Origin of the sequence: Leeia aquatica (assembly GCF_012641365.1) — a bacterium.
GTDB lineage: Bacteria > Pseudomonadota > Gammaproteobacteria > Burkholderiales > Leeiaceae > Leeia > Leeia aquatica.
Genome location: NZ_JABAIM010000001.1, coordinates 922,458 through 936,597, shown reverse-complemented (window position 1 = coordinate 936,597; position 14,140 = coordinate 922,458). Strand labels below are relative to the sequence as shown.

The window sequence follows — 14,140 nt, the reverse complement described above, 5'->3', positions numbered from 1 at the left end:
TGCTTGGTCCGCATTAGGCTATGATTGTCCTGTCTCCGCCCGCAGCGGCAGGTGTATCCGCGTCAGCAGATCGGAGGGTGCAGTGTCGCGCGGGTTGTTGAGGTATTCCTCGATCAGTGGGCCGTCGGCGGCGTCGTAGTCGGAATGCGGCAGCCATTGGCCCAGCAGCCAGCGGTAGCTGGCGTGCATGCCGTCGTAGGGGCCACGGTGCAGCAGGGTGGCGTAGGGGCCGGCGTGGGTGGTGCAGGGCTGCAGCTCGGCGTGGGGCAGACTCGGGGGGGCGGTAAACGGGCCGATGGCGGCGACAGAGCGGCGCAGGCGCTCCGGCACCTGGCTGGGGTCGTCCAGATACAGGCCAAAGCAGCGTGGGCCGTGTTGCAGCAGGCCGCTGGCGGCGGTGTGGGCAAACAGGCGGTCAAAGGCGCGACCAATCAGCATATAGCTGCCTTGATGGGCGATACCCAGCAGTTTCAACTCGGGTAGTTGCTCAATGCTGACCTGCAGGTCTTCACCGGGTGGCTGAGCTTGCTGCAGGGTAAAGCTGCGGTGCTGGCCGAGGGCACGGTAACGGGCCGGGGGCACGCCGTAGGCGGCTTTGAAGGTGCGGCTGAACGAAGGCAGGCTGGGGTAGGCGGCACGGCGGGCGATGCGGGTGAGTGGCAGCGCGCTGTAAGCCAGCTCGGCCGCAGCGCGGTGCAGGCGCAGCCGCCGCACGGTGCGGGCCAGGGTTTCACCGTACATGGACTGGTAGATGCGGTGCCAGTGGTGGGGCGACATGCAGGCCACCTCGGCCAGCACGTCGAGGTCCAGCGCGCTGTCGAGGTGGTCGTAGACATGGTCGATCACCCGGCACATGCGCTGCACATAGCGCTGCGCCGGGCCACTGGCCGGGGCCTCAATGAATGCCGACATGGATCGCGATGTCGCAGCGTCCATCGGCTTGCTGGCGGTAGCGTTCAAAGTCGCAGCGGTAGGCTTTGCGGGCATCGTTCCAGTTCCAGATCTCGCGCCAGCGCTCGCCGACATGTTCGGGGCGGCCGCTGGGTACGTCAAACACGGCATAGCGGGCGGCGGGCAGCGTGAATGCCTGCAGACCATCCGGCACCGGTGCATCGTCCGTCACCGCCACGCCGATCACATAGGTGTAAGGGCCGATGTTGTCGACACCGGGGTGGCTGAATTCCGTATACACCGCGTAGACGGCGTCGTCCAGTCGTCCGCTGATGCCATCGAGCTTTTGCCCGCCCATCACCTGCTGCCAGTAGGCGGGGATGTCCTGGTCGGCGGTGTCATTGCTGGTGCGAAAGGCCATGCCGATGATGCGCTGGGGCTGTTGCAGCGTATGGTAGTTCATGTTGGTCTCCGGGTGAGTGGGTTAAACGCACCCCCATTGTAGGGAGACCGACTTACCATTTTTTGCGGACTTGCCGGCTTAGCGGATACCGTGGCGGGCCAGCTTCTCATAGAGGGTGGCCCGGCTAATCCCCAGGCGCTGTGCCGCCTGGCTGCGGTTGTGCTGGCAGGCGGCCAGCGCGTCGAGCAGGGCTTGCCGTTCGGTGGCGGCCAGCAGGTCGGCCAGCGGCGTGCAGGGGCGTGTGGCAGGAGCAGGGTTGGGCAGCATGTGCAGGCTACGGGCGTCCAGTACGCCTTCGGGCTGGTAGAGGCAGGCTTGCTCCAGTACATTGCGCAGCTCGCGGATATTGCCCGGCCAGGCGTGGGTGGTGAGCCGGTAGAGGGCATCGGTGCTGAGTTGCCGACAGGACAGGCCGGTACGTTCGGCTTGTCGCAACAGCAGGTGGCGCACCAGCAAGGGGATGTCTTCGCTGCGCTCTCGCAAGGGCGGCAGGGTGATCGGCAGGATATTAAGCCGGTAGTAGAGGTCGGCGCGGAACTGGCCTTGCTGCACCATGGCGGGCAGGTCGCGGCTGGTGGCGGCGATGATGCGGACATCCAGCTTGACCAGACGATTGGCACCGAGCGGTTCGATTTCCTGTTCTTGCAGCACCCGCAGCAGCTTGGCTTGCAGCGGCAGCGCCAGATCGCCGATTTCATCCAAAAACAGGGTACCGCCCTGCGCTTGCTGGAATTTGCCCTCGCGGCCTTTGCGGTCGGCGCCGGTATAGGCGCCGGGAGCGGCACCAAACAGCTCGGCTTCCAGCAGGCTATCCGGCAGCGCGGCGATGTTGAGGCCGACAAAGGCCGCGTGCTGGCGTTGTGAGGCGTGATGGATGGCTTGCGCCAGCAGCTCCTTGCCGGTGCCGGTTTCGCCTTGCAGCAGTACGGTGGTGTCCAGCTGGGCCGCGCGTTCGGCCAGTTGCCGCAGCCGGGTGGCAGCGTGACCCTGTCCGATCAGGTCGCTGAGCTGGTAGCGGGCCGGGCGCTGGCTGGAGAGCTGGCGACGGGCATCGTCCAGCTCGCGCTGCAGGCGCTGAAAACGGGCGACCAGCGGGCTGAGGGTTTGCCATTCCTCGTACAGTAACAGACCAATGGCGCCAGCTGGTGTATCCTGATTCCAGAGGGGCAGACGGGTGACCACATAATCCCGCCCCTCGTGCTGCAGGAAATCCAGCGGGGTAGCGTGCCCACTGTGGGCGACGTCGCGCAGCTTGCTGTGCGGGATCAGTTGCTCGACCGGCCAGCCGATGACGGTGTCCGGGTCCGCCACGCCCAGCAGTTGCGCGTAAGCGGGGCTCAGCCAGCGGATGCGGGCCTGCGCATCGACCACGATGGCGCCGGGCAAGTGACCCAGGGCGTCCAGAAGGGCAGCGGCCAGGCTGGCATGAGGCGGCTCGGTAGCAACAGGCAACATGGTCTGCATCACGAACAGGATGCCGCATTGTAGCAAGCCAGCGCCGCCGGGTGCGGGTGGAATGTCAGGCCGGCAGGCCAGGAGGACAGGATGAGCCCATCACATATCGTGCAAGGTTTGTGCCGCTGGTTGCAGTCGCAGCCGCCGATCCCCTGGCAGCAGGGACGGCATTGGTCGGTGGCGGGGCAGGGCATGGGTTGGATCTCGGAGGCCGCGTGGTTGCAATGGGGGCAGGCCAGTGGCTTGTTCCAGCAGGTGGGTCAGAGGCTGCTGCTGGGCAGTGATGTCCTGCTGCAGGGCCAGCCGTCTGCCGTGCAGCAATGGGTGCAGCAGGTACACCAGCAAGGGGGCTTTCCGGAGTGGCGTGATGAGCTGTACCCGGTACGCCTGCCCGATGAGGATTATGAGCAGGACAGCTCCGGGCTGGGCTTGCTGGAGCGTGGCGCTTTCCGCCTGCTGGGGCTGACCAGCCGGGCGGTGCACTTGAATGGCTGGGTGCGCGATGGTGAGGACCTGTGGCTGTGGGCTGCCCGGCGCAGCATGCAAAAAGCCATAGACCCCGGTCGCTGGGATAATCTGATGGGGGGCGGTGTGGCCCATGGTGAATCGCTGCAGCAGGCGATGCTGCGCGAGTGCTGGGAGGAGGCGGGCATTCCGCCTGAGGGCGCACAGCATGCCCGCATTGGTAACCGGGTGCTGTCCTGCCATTTGCGGCCAGATGGCCTGCATCGCGAATGGCTGTTTGTCCATGACCTGACACTGCCTGCGGATTTTGTACCGCAAAATCAGGACGGTGAAGTGGCGGAGCATGCACTGCTCCCGGTACCGATGGTGCTGGAGTGGATACGCGATGGTGCGTTTACGCCCGATTCAGCGCGGGTGATCCTGGATGGCTTATTGCGGCGGCACTATTTTGGGGATGCCGGGGCCTTGCTGGCGAGGGCGCTGTATCACCCGTGATGACGGCGGGTACAAAACAAACGGGCTGCCATCGGCAGCCCGTTTGTTTTGTGGGTGGCCTCGGGTTTACACCTGAAACTTGTCCATCATCGCGCGCAAGTCTTCGGCCACTTGCCGCAAGCGGCTGGTCGTTTGCTGCGCCTGCTGGATGGCAAAGTCGGTGTTTTCCGTCATTTCATTGATGCGCTCGATATTGCGGGCAATGTCCTGGCTGGCGCTGGATTGCTCTGCAGTGGCCGCTGCAATGTCACCCAGCGTGCTCACTACTTCCAGTGAGCTGTGTTCAATACGCTGGATGGATTCGGCCACCGAGCTGGATTTCTCCACCCCGCTTTGCACCTGGCTCACCGCCGTCTGCATGCTCTGCACCGCCCTTGAGGTCTCTTCCTGAATCAGGGTGATCATGTTGCCGATTTCAACGGTTGAGCTGCCGGTGCGCTCGGCCAGCTTGCGGACTTCATCCGCCACCACTGCAAAGCCACGGCCTTGCTCACCGGCCCGCGCGGCTTCGATGGCCGCATTCAGGGCCAGCAGGTTGGTCTGATCGGCAATTTCCTTGATCACGCCGACAATGGTGCTGATCTGGCTGGAGCGGGCGTCCAGTCCGTTGAGCACCTGGGACAGCTGGCGCACGGTATCGGCAATCCGTGAGATCTCGGCAGCGGTTTCCCGCACATCCTGCGCCACATCGCGGGAGGCCTGCCCGGCCGTACGGGCCAGTTGCTCGGCGGTTTTGGCGGAATCGGCAATGTGGCTGACACTCACCGACATCTCTTCAATCGCCGCAGCAGTGGCATTGGCCGACATCGCCTGTTGCTGTGAGCTGCTGCTGATGCGGTCGGTCTCTTCGGCCACATGATGGAAGCCTTGCAGCAGCTCGCCCGCGTTGGATTTGGTATCGGCAATCATGCCGCGCAGCGCGCCAAGGAAGCGGTTGAAGGCATCCTTGCTCTGGCCGACCTCGTCCTGGCTGTCTACGGTCAGGTGAACCGTCAGGTCCCCGCCACCGCTGGCGATATTGCGCATGGCGTCACGCATCATGATCAGACCGTGCATCAGCCGGCTGACACCGACATAGGTGATGGCTCCGCCAACGGCAACCCCCACCACCAGCAGCCCCAGCATCAGATAGAGCAGGGTGTTCACCGGTGCGGTGGCTTCCGCTACCGGTACCACCACCCCAAGCAGCCAGCCGGTATCGCCGACCGGGTAGAGTGCGGTCCACACGGTTTTGCCATCGAGGCTGGATTCGCTGATCTGACCATTCTTACTTTGCGCGGTCAGGCTATAACCCGAGATGACCTCGGCCACCTTTTTCAGGCCCGAATCCTTCTTCGGGTGGGCAATGATGTCGCCTTCTTGTGTCATCAGGAAGGCATAGCCATTGCCAGGCAGCTTGGTTGCGACAATTTCTTCCACCACGCGCTTGAGCGTCACATCGCCACCGGCTACCGCCACCACCTGGCCATTATCCTTGCGCGCCTGCGCAAAGGAGATGATGGGCTGGTTGGTGCCGGCATCAATATAGGGTGGGGAGGCGATTGGACCATCGGTCGCTGCGGCGGCCTTGTACCAGGGGCGGCCGGTCGGGTCATAGCCATCCGGCAGCTTCGGCGCATTGGTGGTCATGGTCATGGTTTTGTCAGGCTGGCCGACATAGGCTTCATCCAGTCCGCCCGAGGCCTTGGCCTGATCCAGTACCAGCTTGAGCTCGCCCTGTCCGAAACGGGGCAGGATGGCTGCTACCACCTTCTGGCGGGAGCTGACCCATTCGGTAACAAAGCTGACCTTGTTGCTGGCCGACTGGCTGATTTCAGCCTTGATTTCCGTTTCCAGCGCAGAGCGGGATTGCCAGTAGGCCACCCCGCACAACAACATGGACAGGAACAGGATCAGGATCAGCACAAAGCTGACCAGCTTGCTGCGCAATGACGACATGATCGTCCTCCTGACAGTGGGCACTCATGAAGAATGAACGGGCGACACAAGAATGGGTACGCGTAGACATGCCCTGCACTGGTTATAGATGAGGAATGGGCTTTCGCAAAGTGAAACACTGTGACGCCACCGCAAGCGTTCGTGATGTTTCCTGGCAAAATCATCTGGAATAAACCATACTGCATACACCTTCCCCACTGGGTAGTTGGCAGCATGGATGCGTCCCTGCGATACGAAACCCTGTTTGCATATTCAAGCCAGGCGCATGACCTGAATGAGCTGGGTCAGCAGCTGACCCACTTTGGCTATGTCCTGCTGCATTTTGGCTCGACCGAAGAGTTGGCGACGGCCACGAAGGTGCAAATGCCGTCGGCGGTGCTGCTGGAAGGCCGAGGCGAAGAAGTGGCACGGCTGGCCGATGAGGTCGCCCGTTTGCGTGCCAGCTTGCCGGAGCGGATTCCGATTCTGGGTATCTGTGACCCGCTGCCTTTTGAGGACCAGGTTCAGATCGTCCGCGCCGGCTGTGCCGAGCTGCTGATTCACCCCTATGACCTGACCCAGCTGGTGGATCGGCTGGACCGACAGACCGACAACCTGCCGTTTGAGCCCTACCGCGTCTTGATTGTGGATGACTCTCACAGCATTGCCGAGCATACCGGCAAGGTGTTGCGGCAGGCGGGTATGGTCACACGGGTGGAAACCGACCCCTTGATCCTGCTGCAAGCCATTGAAGAGTTCGAGCCCGAGCTGCTGCTGGTTGACATGTATATGCCGGAGTGTACGGGCGACGAAGCGGCCAAGGTCATCCGGCAGCAAGACAATATGGCGAGCCTGCCCATTGTGTTTCTTTCCGGTGAAACCGACATCAGCAAGCAATTGCTGGCACGCCGCAAGGGCGGCGATGACTTCCTGACCAAGCCTATCCAGCCGCAGGTGCTGGTGGAGTCGGTCACCATCACCGCCGAGCGCTACCGGACGTTGCGCCGCCTGATGTGCCACGATGGCCTGACCGGTCTGCTGACCCACAGCCACTTTGGCGAGCAGCTGCTGCGGGAAGTGGCGCGTAACCAGCGCGAACCGCAGGCGCTGGCGCTGGCGATGCTCGACATCGACCATTTCAAGCGTATCAATGACAGCTACGGGCACCCGGTCGGTGACCGGGTGATCCGCAGCCTCTCACGCATGCTGCAGATGCGGCTGCGCCGCTTTGGCCAGCTGGGCCGCTACGGGGGCGAGGAGTTTGCCGTCCTGTTGCCGGAAACGTCGCTGGAAGTTGCCATGCAGCGGATCGACGCCCTGCGGCAAGCGTATATGCAGTTACAGCACACGGCAGGGGAGGTGGTGTTCAATTCGACCTTCAGCGCCGGGGTGGCTGCCTGGAAACCCGGCATGACGGCCAGTGAGCTGAGCCTGGCTGCGGATCAGGCGCTGTACCGCGCCAAGCAGGGCGGGCGTAATCAGGTGTGCGGCGAAGGTTAGGCTTGCGGGATGTACTCCCGCAACAGCTTGACCAGAAAATCCCGCATCGCCAGCACCCGCTGGCTGGCGCGCAGATCCCGATGCCAGACCAGCATCAGTTGTCGTTGATAGATCTCGCCTTCCTCCACCGCTTGCAACCGTGCATCCTGTTTGCCCAGAAAGTCGGGTAGCAGCACCAGCCCGATGCCATTGCAGGCCGCAGCGAACTGCCCCTGCAGGCTGTTGCAGCGGAATACCGTACTCTCGGTTGGAAACCGGGTCAGCCAATGCCCGCGCGCGTCCTTCAGCCAGGCCTCGTCCCAGCCAATCAGCGGCGTGCGTTGCCAGCCCTCGCGGCGTGCTTGCTCACAACGCTCCGGCGTGCCATACAGGCGGTAGCTGAGCAGGCCGACTTCCTGCAGCACATAGTCCTGGTACCAATCCCGGTGTTCCGGGTTCATGGAGCGCAGGGCCAGATCAGCCTCCCGGCGCGACAGGTCGCTCAGCTGGCGGCCAATGATCAACTCCACCTGCACCAGTGGATACTGCTGGAAAAAACGGTGCAGATTGGGAGCCACCAACGTACTGCCCAGCGTTTCCGCCGTCGCCAGCCGGATGGTGCCCATGGCCTGATCGCGCTGCGCCAGCTGGCTACCGTGGCGCTCCAGCGCCAGCATGGCCTGCTCGGCTTCCAGCATGTGGGAGAGCAGGCTCTCGCCCTGGTCGGTCAGCCGGTAGCCCTGCTGCTGCCGCAGAAACAAGGTGATGCCCAGCTCGGCTTCCATGGCATCCACGTGCCGCATCACGGTAGAGGGGCTACTGCCCAGATGCTGGGCGGCGGGTGTCAGCCCACCGTGGCGGGCAACGGCCAGAAAATACTTGAGATGGTTCCAGTCCAGCGAGGGTTTGCTTTGCATAAGTGGAAAATGAATTTCGATTTATCGCTATTCAATTATCAATTTAGGAAAATTAAACTGCAAGCTCAATGAGTCAAAGCAAGTGAGGGCAATATGAGTTACCGCAGGGCAGTTATCCAGCTAATCATTACCGCGCTGTGCTGGGCAGCCATGTTCCACCTTGGCAAGTGGGTGTTGCAGCAGCTGCCGGTGCTGGAGTTGACCACCTGGCGGATGCTGCTGGCTGCATTGACCCTGGGTATCTGGGTATGGCTGTCCGAGGGCTACGACTGGCAAGCCATCCGAAAGAATGCGCGCCCCTTGCTGATGATGGTGCTGCTGGGGGTGGTGGGCTTCAATCTGGCACTCTATGGTGGCCTGGGGGGCAGTTCACCGGTCAATGCTTCCCTGCTGATGGCGACCACCCCAGCCCTGACGGCGGTCATGTCGGCGCTCCTGCTGCGTGAGCGGTTGAATGTGCAGCAGTGGCTGGGTGCAGGGCTGGCGTTTGCCGGCGTGGTTACTGTTGTCAGCCGCGGCAGCTGGCAGGTGTTGCAACATCTGAACCTGTCCCCTGCCGATGGCCTGATCATGCTCGCTGTACTGGGCTGGGTGAGTTACGGAGTCATCGGGCGCGGTTTTGTGCGTGGCATGACTACCCTGCAGATGACCACGGTGACCATCATCGCTGGGGCCTTGGGCTTGATGGGCATCAGCGTGCCAGCACAGGGCCTGCATCTGCCCACGCTCCCCCTGTTTGCTGCGCTGGTTGTGATGGGTGTGCTCGGCGTAGGCTTGACCTACGTCTGGTGGAACCAGGGCATCAAAACCCTGGGGACGGCACGCGCCACCATTTTCATCAATCTGGTGCCGGTGCTGACCTGCCTGATGGGCTTGCTACTGGGGCAAGTAGTCACCGGCGCCCAATGGCTGGGCATGTTGCTGGTGATTGGCGGGGTACTGCTCTCCAGCCGCCCGGCGCCAGCGCCCGCAGGCAAGCTGGCCCTAGTGCGCTAAGCCGGGTCAGAAATCCCAGTCCAGCACCTCCAGCGGATCGCCAATCCGCAAGGTGCCGGGCTTGCTGACCACCAGATTCACCCCGAAGCACACCCCATGCGGTTCGATCATTCGGTACTGGCTGAGGGTGGCCAGCGGTTCGCCGCTGGCGGCCTTCTCCCCCGTGGCGGGGTCCACCGTGGTGAAGATGCAGCGTGAGCAAGGCTTGGGGTTGAAAAACTCCACCTCACCGATGCGAATGCGTTGCCAGTAATCCTCTTCATAGGCGTTGCTTTCCGCAATCACCAAGTTGGGGCGGAAGTTTGCCATTCCCACCGGCTGCGCCAGTCGGCTGTTCAGGTCATCCAGCGAGCCTTGCCCGATCAAGAGCAGCGGGTAACCATCGGCAAACGACAGGGGTACCGCTTCCATGCGGTCGTGCCAGCGCTGGGTTTCCGCGCCGATGTATAACAACTGGCACGCCGTCTGCAGATATTCACTGAACCAGGTGTTGGCCACCTGGCATCCACCCCAGGCCGAGAACTGGTAACGCCACACCCCGGTCTGCACCGGCGCGGTGCAATCTGCCGGGCTGACTTGCAAGGGTGGCATGCCGGGCGCGGAGAGCTGCAGACCTGTCGCATTCGCCACCACCGTTACCCGCACCAGCAGCGGATAATCGCGGCCCGTGATGAATTGTCCATCCGGCAGCGCCAGCATCCAGTGACGGTCAAACGGCAAGCCCAAGGGGGACACATCCGCTTCAGCCAAGGGCTGCCCGGCGCAGGACTTGACCGGGTAATGATGTAGGGCAGCGAGGTGCATGCAGGAAACTCCGGCAAGGAAGGGTAGCTCATTGTAGGGCGAGGGAAGGCGAGCCAGCAGGTACAGCAGCCCCGGCAGCCACCAGTACAGTCGACCCGCTGGCTCGACCCTCAGACCGTAAGGGCATACAATAGGTATCCCCCCGGTTCGTGTTGAAACAGAACGAACTCGCAAAGGCACTCAATACCATGCAAGTACAGGTTGTAGACTACCGCGACCCGGACGCGCCCGCCCGCTTCACTGAATCGCTGCGCCAGACCGGCTTTGGCGTACTCAAGAACCACCCTATCCCGCAAGACATGGTGGAAGCCATCTACCGCGAATGGCTGGCCTTCTTTGATACCGATGCCAAAACCCGATACGCCTTTGACCGCGACAAACAGGATGGCTTCTTCTCCACTGCCATTTCTGAAACCGCCAAAGGCCACAGCAAGAAAGACATCAAAGAGTACTACCACCTCTACCCGTGGGGCCGCTACCCGGCTGAAGTACCAGATACCGCCCGCCGCTACTATGATGTGGCCAACCGCCTCGCGCAAGAACTGCTCGGCTGGGTGCAGGACAACAGCCCGGCAGACGTGCGCGCCCGCTTCTCCATGCCGCTGCCCGACATGATCGAAGGCAGTGCCAAAACCCTGCTGCGCGTCCTGCGCTACCCACCGCTGACCGGTGACGAAGAGCCCGGCGCCATCCGCGCCGCCGCCCACGAAGACATCAACCTGCTCACCGTGCTGCCCGCCGCCAACGAACCTGGCCTGCAGGTCAAAGGCATGGACGACGTGTGGTACGACGTCCCCTGTGATTTCGGCACCCTGGTGATCAATATCGGCGACATGCTGCAGGAAGCCTCTGGCGGCTACTTCCCCTCCACCACCCACCGCGTGATTAACCCCACCGGCGAAGGTCGCTTCAAATCCCGCGTCTCGCTGCCGCTCTTCCTGCACCCGCGCGACGAAGTGGTCCTGTCTGAGCGCTACACCGCGCTCTCCTACCTCGAAGAGCGCCTGCGTGAACTGGGCGTGAAGATGTGATGCGGGCCAGAGAGTAGCGCGCTGTGTGGCAAGGTGCGCTACTTGCTTCTGAGAAATGTTCTACAGGGCAGATCAGTGTATGGCGCAATGTCTGATGGGTCATTGTGCCCCTTCGCACGGTTGCAGGTTGAGGGCTGCATGGAGGGGGTGTCATGGCCAGATCCAGCTTAAAACAAAGTGTTGACCCTGTTGCAAATTTAAATGGCCAAGTGTGCTCAAGCGTACAGAACTGTAGTGACTACCCTGTCATGATGAGTTTGCGATCCAACTCAATAATTTTTATTAAGTACATCGCACTTACTTATGACTGGAGTTTCAAATGGAACAGATCAAGCTAAACAATCAAGAGACCGAGCAAAAACAGAGTAGCTCACATCATCAACAGGCGGCTGAACAGCATGAGTTGGCTTCCAAGCATCATAAGGAGGCAGCAAAGCTGCATCATTCCGGGGATCACAAAGCTGCTGCGCATCATACGGTAGTCGCCAGCAGTCATTCGATTCAGGCCAATGAGCATGCTAAAGAGGCAATCCAGCTTCATGCTAGCAAGCATAGCAAGTAAGCTTCCGAGAGTGACACAGCAATAAATGTGGCGGTCGTTGTTTAATCTATAGCGTACCGCCCCAGATGTAAATTTTGGAACGCCCCCAGTGTAGTACGAGAGCAGGAATCCTGGTGCCATTGAAGTGTGCGTGATTCAGTAATCAATATTTTGGCCATATGTGCGGTAGCGTACATACAGGTAACATGCACAGGTGTATGGTGTGGCACCAAGAGGCGGGTGTACACCCTCTGCCTATAACCTTACCAGTGAGGGCCAAGCGGTGCTGTTCCTAAACGAAAAGAACGATAACCATCTTTTGGCAGCACTTCCCCAGGAGGAATTTTCACGCTGGGCTCCGTTTCTCGAACACGTTCATATGCCACTGGGTCAGGTAATCTCTGAGCCAGGATGCATTCAATCTCACGTTTTCTTTCCAACAACCAGTATTGTTTCCTTGCTGTATGTATTGGAAAATGGCGCCTCAGCTGAAATTGCTGTGGTAGGCAATGAGGGAGTAGTCGGCATATCGCTTTTTATGGGAGGTGGATCAACCCCCAGTCGAGCCGTTGTACAGAGTGCCGGAGAGGGTATTCGCCTAAAAGCGTTTGCATTGCAGGATGAGTTTAATCGAGCTGGTCCCGCTTTACATTTATTATTGCGTTATACTCAGGCTTTGATTACCCAGATGGCACAAACAGCCGTTTGCAACCGGCATCATTCACTTGACCAGCAATTGTGTCGTTGGCTGCTACTAAGCCTTGATCGCCTGACAGGAAATGAACTGGTGATGACACAGGAGCTCATTGCAAATATGCTGGGTGTACGCCGTGAGGGCGTGACGGAAGCTGCGTTAAAGTTGCAAAAAGCAGGGCTGATAAGTTATGCACGCGGGCATATCAAAGTGCTGGACAGACTGGGGCTTGAGAAACGCTCTTGCGAGTGCTATGCAGTGGTTAAGAAAGAATATGATCGTTTATTACCCAACATAATGGCAACCTAACTCAATCACTGTAGCCTATTCACGCCCTCCCTCCGATAGCCATGCATCTACACACATTAGCAGCTCGTAGGGGCTCATTTCAACAAATCGCTCGTCTGTAGATGGGCTCAACAGTTCATTCATTCCCCCGCGACTGTTCGGTAGTTCATCTGCTTCCAGTGCATCTTGCGGGGTGGCGATGGCTTGCATTTTCTCTCCTTTACCAACAAGAAAATTATTTAAAAAAATGCCCCATATTGTTAAAATACATGGGGCAAAGCTTGTTTTTATTGATAACCTGGCAGCTAACCTCGGGTGCTTTTATTTTTTCACTTCAACACCCGAGATAGGATTAGTCATTAATGCGGTCAGCCATCTTTTTGTTGCGCCTCAAATTTCTTGATCTGCTCCTCTGCCGTCTCGCTGCTGACACCGTATGTTTCTTGAATTTTTCCAGCTAGGGCTGTACGTTTTCCCGCAATGACATCAAGATGGTCATTTGTTAACTTAGCCCATTGCGCCTTAACTTTACCTTTAAATTGCTTCCAGTTTTCTTCAGTAATATCCCAGTTCATTTTGATGCTCCTTATGGGTGGTTGTGCCACAGGCAAGAATATCTAACTTGCACAGCAGGCATGTTATTTAGTGTTAGATAATTTAGGAACGTGTTTCTGCATCACAGCGACCGAGCTAAATTTAATTGGCTAGACCACCGGGCAGTAGATTAAGACTAGGCGCATTCAACTCACCTGGCGGTGCGATAGCGTACATAGATTACACTTACTACCTACTATGGCAGCAGCTTCATTGTGAAGGTTTGCAAGGGATTGGACCCAGCCTTATGAGCGGGGCTGTTCGGAGCGTTGAAGTAAAGCAGGCCGATGCTATTAGCTGGCATCTGCTGCATACTGGGGTCGCCTCTTTGCCTTAATTACCCCCGTGGTGGCAGTTTCGCCGTGCAGCTTTGCAAGGAGTCGGCTGCGGCTTCGACCAGTGCGGTCAAGTTAGAGATTGCCTCGGCTTCGCGGTCGGCGCTGATGGGGGCTTGGAAGTAACGCAGCCCGGCCACTTCAATTCGATCTTGCCCGTGCACGAACAGGCGATGCACCGAGAGCGAGGCCAGCTGCCCATCCGGTCGATTGGCTACGCTGCGTACAAAAGGGAAGGGCGCTTCTTTGCCGCCTTCTCGCGCATTCCGCACGGTCAAGGTCAGTGAGGGGCCGAGTACGCCCGTGGTGCGGGTCTGCTTGAAATAGCTGGGGTAGGCCTCCACGCTGCGCTGGTTTTGCGCGGCCAGATTGTCGATCTCCGCTTCAGTGGTGCGGCCTGCCGGCACGGTTGACGTCACCACGTAGAGGGCGGTCAGGTCGGGGTAGGCCACCCGGCTAAAGTACAGGGTATTGCTGTTGTACAGCGCGTAGGCCAGCCCCTGCGCCTCCTGGCTGCGCGGAAAGCTCAGGCAAAACACATTCTCGAAGCGATGGGTGCCATCCCAGATGGGGGCTCGGCTGAAATCCGCCTCGTAAAACTTGCTGGATAGCTCAAACGCGGGTTGAGCCGCCGTGCTGTGAGTGCTCAACGTGATGGCGGACAGAAACAGGGCGCAAGCTAAACCGCGTGATCGTGTCATGGGGCGTACCAGATAAAGGGTGCGTAACAATATACACCTGAATAGTCGATTTGCATAAGCGCTACCGGCAGGTG

Annotated in this window: 14 protein-coding genes; 6 read left to right on the top strand and 8 right to left on the bottom strand. The window is 59.9% G+C overall.

Going from position 1 to position 14,140, the window contains the following annotated elements; all coding sequences use genetic code 11:
* Positions 1-18: 18 nt before the first annotated feature.
* From HF682_RS04840 to HF682_RS04830, 3 genes are all read right to left on the bottom strand, one after another.
* Entirely contained in the window at positions 19-912 is an 894-nt protein-coding gene (locus tag HF682_RS04840) for an AraC family transcriptional regulator (protein WP_168876091.1), read from the bottom strand.
* Positions 896-1,354, bottom strand: a complete 459-nt coding sequence (locus tag HF682_RS04835; RefSeq protein ID WP_168876090.1) for a GyrI-like domain-containing protein — start codon at positions 1,352-1,354, stop codon at positions 896-898. The genes HF682_RS04840 and HF682_RS04835 overlap by 17 nt, the downstream gene beginning before the upstream one ends.
* Positions 1,355-1,432: 78 nt before the next feature.
* Entirely contained in the window at positions 1,433-2,809 is a 1,377-nt protein-coding gene (locus tag HF682_RS04830) for a sigma-54 interaction domain-containing protein (RefSeq protein ID WP_168876089.1), read from the bottom strand.
* Between the two features lie 90 nt (positions 2,810-2,899).
* Here HF682_RS04830 and HF682_RS04825 point away from each other — a divergent pair, with 90 nt between their 5' ends.
* Positions 2,900-3,769 (top strand): NUDIX hydrolase, encoded by an 870-nt coding sequence (locus tag HF682_RS04825; RefSeq protein ID WP_168876088.1) that lies wholly within the window; start codon positions 2,900-2,902, stop codon positions 3,767-3,769.
* 66 nt (positions 3,770-3,835) lie between these two features.
* On the opposite strand, the gene HF682_RS04820 is transcribed toward HF682_RS04825, so the two are convergent.
* A complete protein-coding gene (locus tag HF682_RS04820) occupies positions 3,836-5,707 on the bottom strand; it encodes a methyl-accepting chemotaxis protein (protein WP_168876087.1) in 1,872 nt (623 codons plus the stop codon).
* Between the two features lie 213 nt (positions 5,708-5,920).
* Between HF682_RS04820 and HF682_RS04815 the strand changes: the two genes are divergently transcribed.
* Positions 5,921-7,186, top strand: a complete 1,266-nt coding sequence (locus HF682_RS04815) for a GGDEF domain-containing protein (protein WP_168876086.1) — start codon at positions 5,921-5,923, stop codon at positions 7,184-7,186.
* On the opposite strand, the gene HF682_RS04810 is transcribed toward HF682_RS04815, so the two are convergent.
* A complete protein-coding gene (locus tag HF682_RS04810) occupies positions 7,183-8,082 on the bottom strand; it encodes a LysR family transcriptional regulator (RefSeq protein ID WP_168876085.1) in 900 nt (299 codons plus the stop codon). The genes HF682_RS04815 and HF682_RS04810 overlap by 4 nt on opposite strands.
* A 93-nt stretch (positions 8,083-8,175) precedes the next feature.
* Between HF682_RS04810 and HF682_RS04805 the strand changes: the two genes are divergently transcribed.
* The gene (locus HF682_RS04805; protein ID WP_168876084.1) at positions 8,176-9,078 is read left to right on the top strand and encodes a DMT family transporter; all 903 of its coding nucleotides are present in this window, start codon (positions 8,176-8,178) and stop codon (positions 9,076-9,078) included.
* A 6-nt stretch (positions 9,079-9,084) separates the two neighbouring features.
* On the opposite strand, the gene HF682_RS04800 is transcribed toward HF682_RS04805, so the two are convergent.
* A complete protein-coding gene (locus tag HF682_RS04800) occupies positions 9,085-9,882 on the bottom strand; it encodes an MOSC domain-containing protein (protein WP_168876083.1) in 798 nt (265 codons plus the stop codon).
* A 188-nt stretch (positions 9,883-10,070) separates the two neighbouring features.
* Here HF682_RS04800 and HF682_RS04795 point away from each other — a divergent pair, with 188 nt between their 5' ends.
* From HF682_RS04795 to HF682_RS04785, 3 genes are all read left to right on the top strand, one after another.
* Complete coding sequence (locus HF682_RS04795; RefSeq protein ID WP_168876082.1) at positions 10,071-10,913, top strand: 2OG-Fe(II) oxygenase family protein; 843 nt, start codon at positions 10,071-10,073, stop codon at positions 10,911-10,913.
* 319 nt (positions 10,914-11,232) lie between these two features.
* Positions 11,233-11,475 carry a hypothetical protein gene (locus tag HF682_RS04790; RefSeq protein ID WP_168876081.1) on the top strand — a complete coding sequence of 81 codons (243 nt, stop codon included), beginning with the start codon at positions 11,233-11,235 and terminating at the stop codon, positions 11,473-11,475.
* Between the two features lie 262 nt (positions 11,476-11,737).
* Positions 11,738-12,457, top strand: a complete 720-nt coding sequence (locus tag HF682_RS04785; protein ID WP_168876080.1) for a Crp/Fnr family transcriptional regulator — start codon at positions 11,738-11,740, stop codon at positions 12,455-12,457.
* A gap of 347 nt (positions 12,458-12,804) precedes the next feature.
* Here the strand turns inward: HF682_RS04785 and HF682_RS04780 are convergent, their stop codons facing one another.
* Together HF682_RS04780 and HF682_RS04775 are read right to left on the bottom strand one after the other, a co-directional pair.
* The gene (locus HF682_RS04780; RefSeq protein WP_168876079.1) at positions 12,805-13,011 is read right to left on the bottom strand and encodes a CsbD family protein; all 207 of its coding nucleotides are present in this window, start codon (positions 13,009-13,011) and stop codon (positions 12,805-12,807) included.
* A 356-nt stretch (positions 13,012-13,367) separates the two neighbouring features.
* Positions 13,368-14,066 (bottom strand): hypothetical protein, encoded by a 699-nt coding sequence (locus HF682_RS04775; RefSeq protein ID WP_168876078.1) that lies wholly within the window; start codon positions 14,064-14,066, stop codon positions 13,368-13,370.
* Between the last annotated feature and the right edge of the window lie 74 nt (positions 14,067-14,140).

Bases quoted from the DNA above. Each gene is read 5' to 3' on its own strand.
- HF682_RS04840 (WP_168876091.1), bottom strand. From the start codon at position 912: ATGTCGGCATTCATTGAGGCCCCGGCCAGTGGCCCGGCGCAGCGCTAT.
- HF682_RS04835 (WP_168876090.1), bottom strand. From the start codon at position 1,354: ATGAACTACCATACGCTGCAACAGCCCCAGCGCATCATCGGCATGGCC.
- HF682_RS04830 (WP_168876089.1), bottom strand. From the start codon at position 2,809: ATGTTGCCTGTTGCTACCGAGCCGCCTCATGCCAGCCTGGCCGCTGCC.
- HF682_RS04825 (WP_168876088.1), top strand. From the start codon at position 2,900: ATGAGCCCATCACATATCGTGCAAGGTTTGTGCCGCTGGTTGCAGTCG.
- HF682_RS04820 (WP_168876087.1), bottom strand. From the start codon at position 5,707: ATGTCGTCATTGCGCAGCAAGCTGGTCAGCTTTGTGCTGATCCTGATC.
- HF682_RS04815 (WP_168876086.1), top strand. From the start codon at position 5,921: ATGGATGCGTCCCTGCGATACGAAACCCTGTTTGCATATTCAAGCCAG.
- HF682_RS04810 (WP_168876085.1), bottom strand. From the start codon at position 8,082: ATGCAAAGCAAACCCTCGCTGGACTGGAACCATCTCAAGTATTTTCTG.
- HF682_RS04805 (WP_168876084.1), top strand. From the start codon at position 8,176: ATGAGTTACCGCAGGGCAGTTATCCAGCTAATCATTACCGCGCTGTGC.
- HF682_RS04800 (WP_168876083.1), bottom strand. From the start codon at position 9,882: ATGCACCTCGCTGCCCTACATCATTACCCGGTCAAGTCCTGCGCCGGG.
- HF682_RS04795 (WP_168876082.1), top strand. From the start codon at position 10,071: ATGCAAGTACAGGTTGTAGACTACCGCGACCCGGACGCGCCCGCCCGC.
- HF682_RS04790 (WP_168876081.1), top strand. From the start codon at position 11,233: ATGGAACAGATCAAGCTAAACAATCAAGAGACCGAGCAAAAACAGAGT.
- HF682_RS04780 (WP_168876079.1), bottom strand. From the start codon at position 13,011: ATGAACTGGGATATTACTGAAGAAAACTGGAAGCAATTTAAAGGTAAA.
- HF682_RS04775 (WP_168876078.1), bottom strand. From the start codon at position 14,066: ATGACACGATCACGCGGTTTAGCTTGCGCCCTGTTTCTGTCCGCCATC.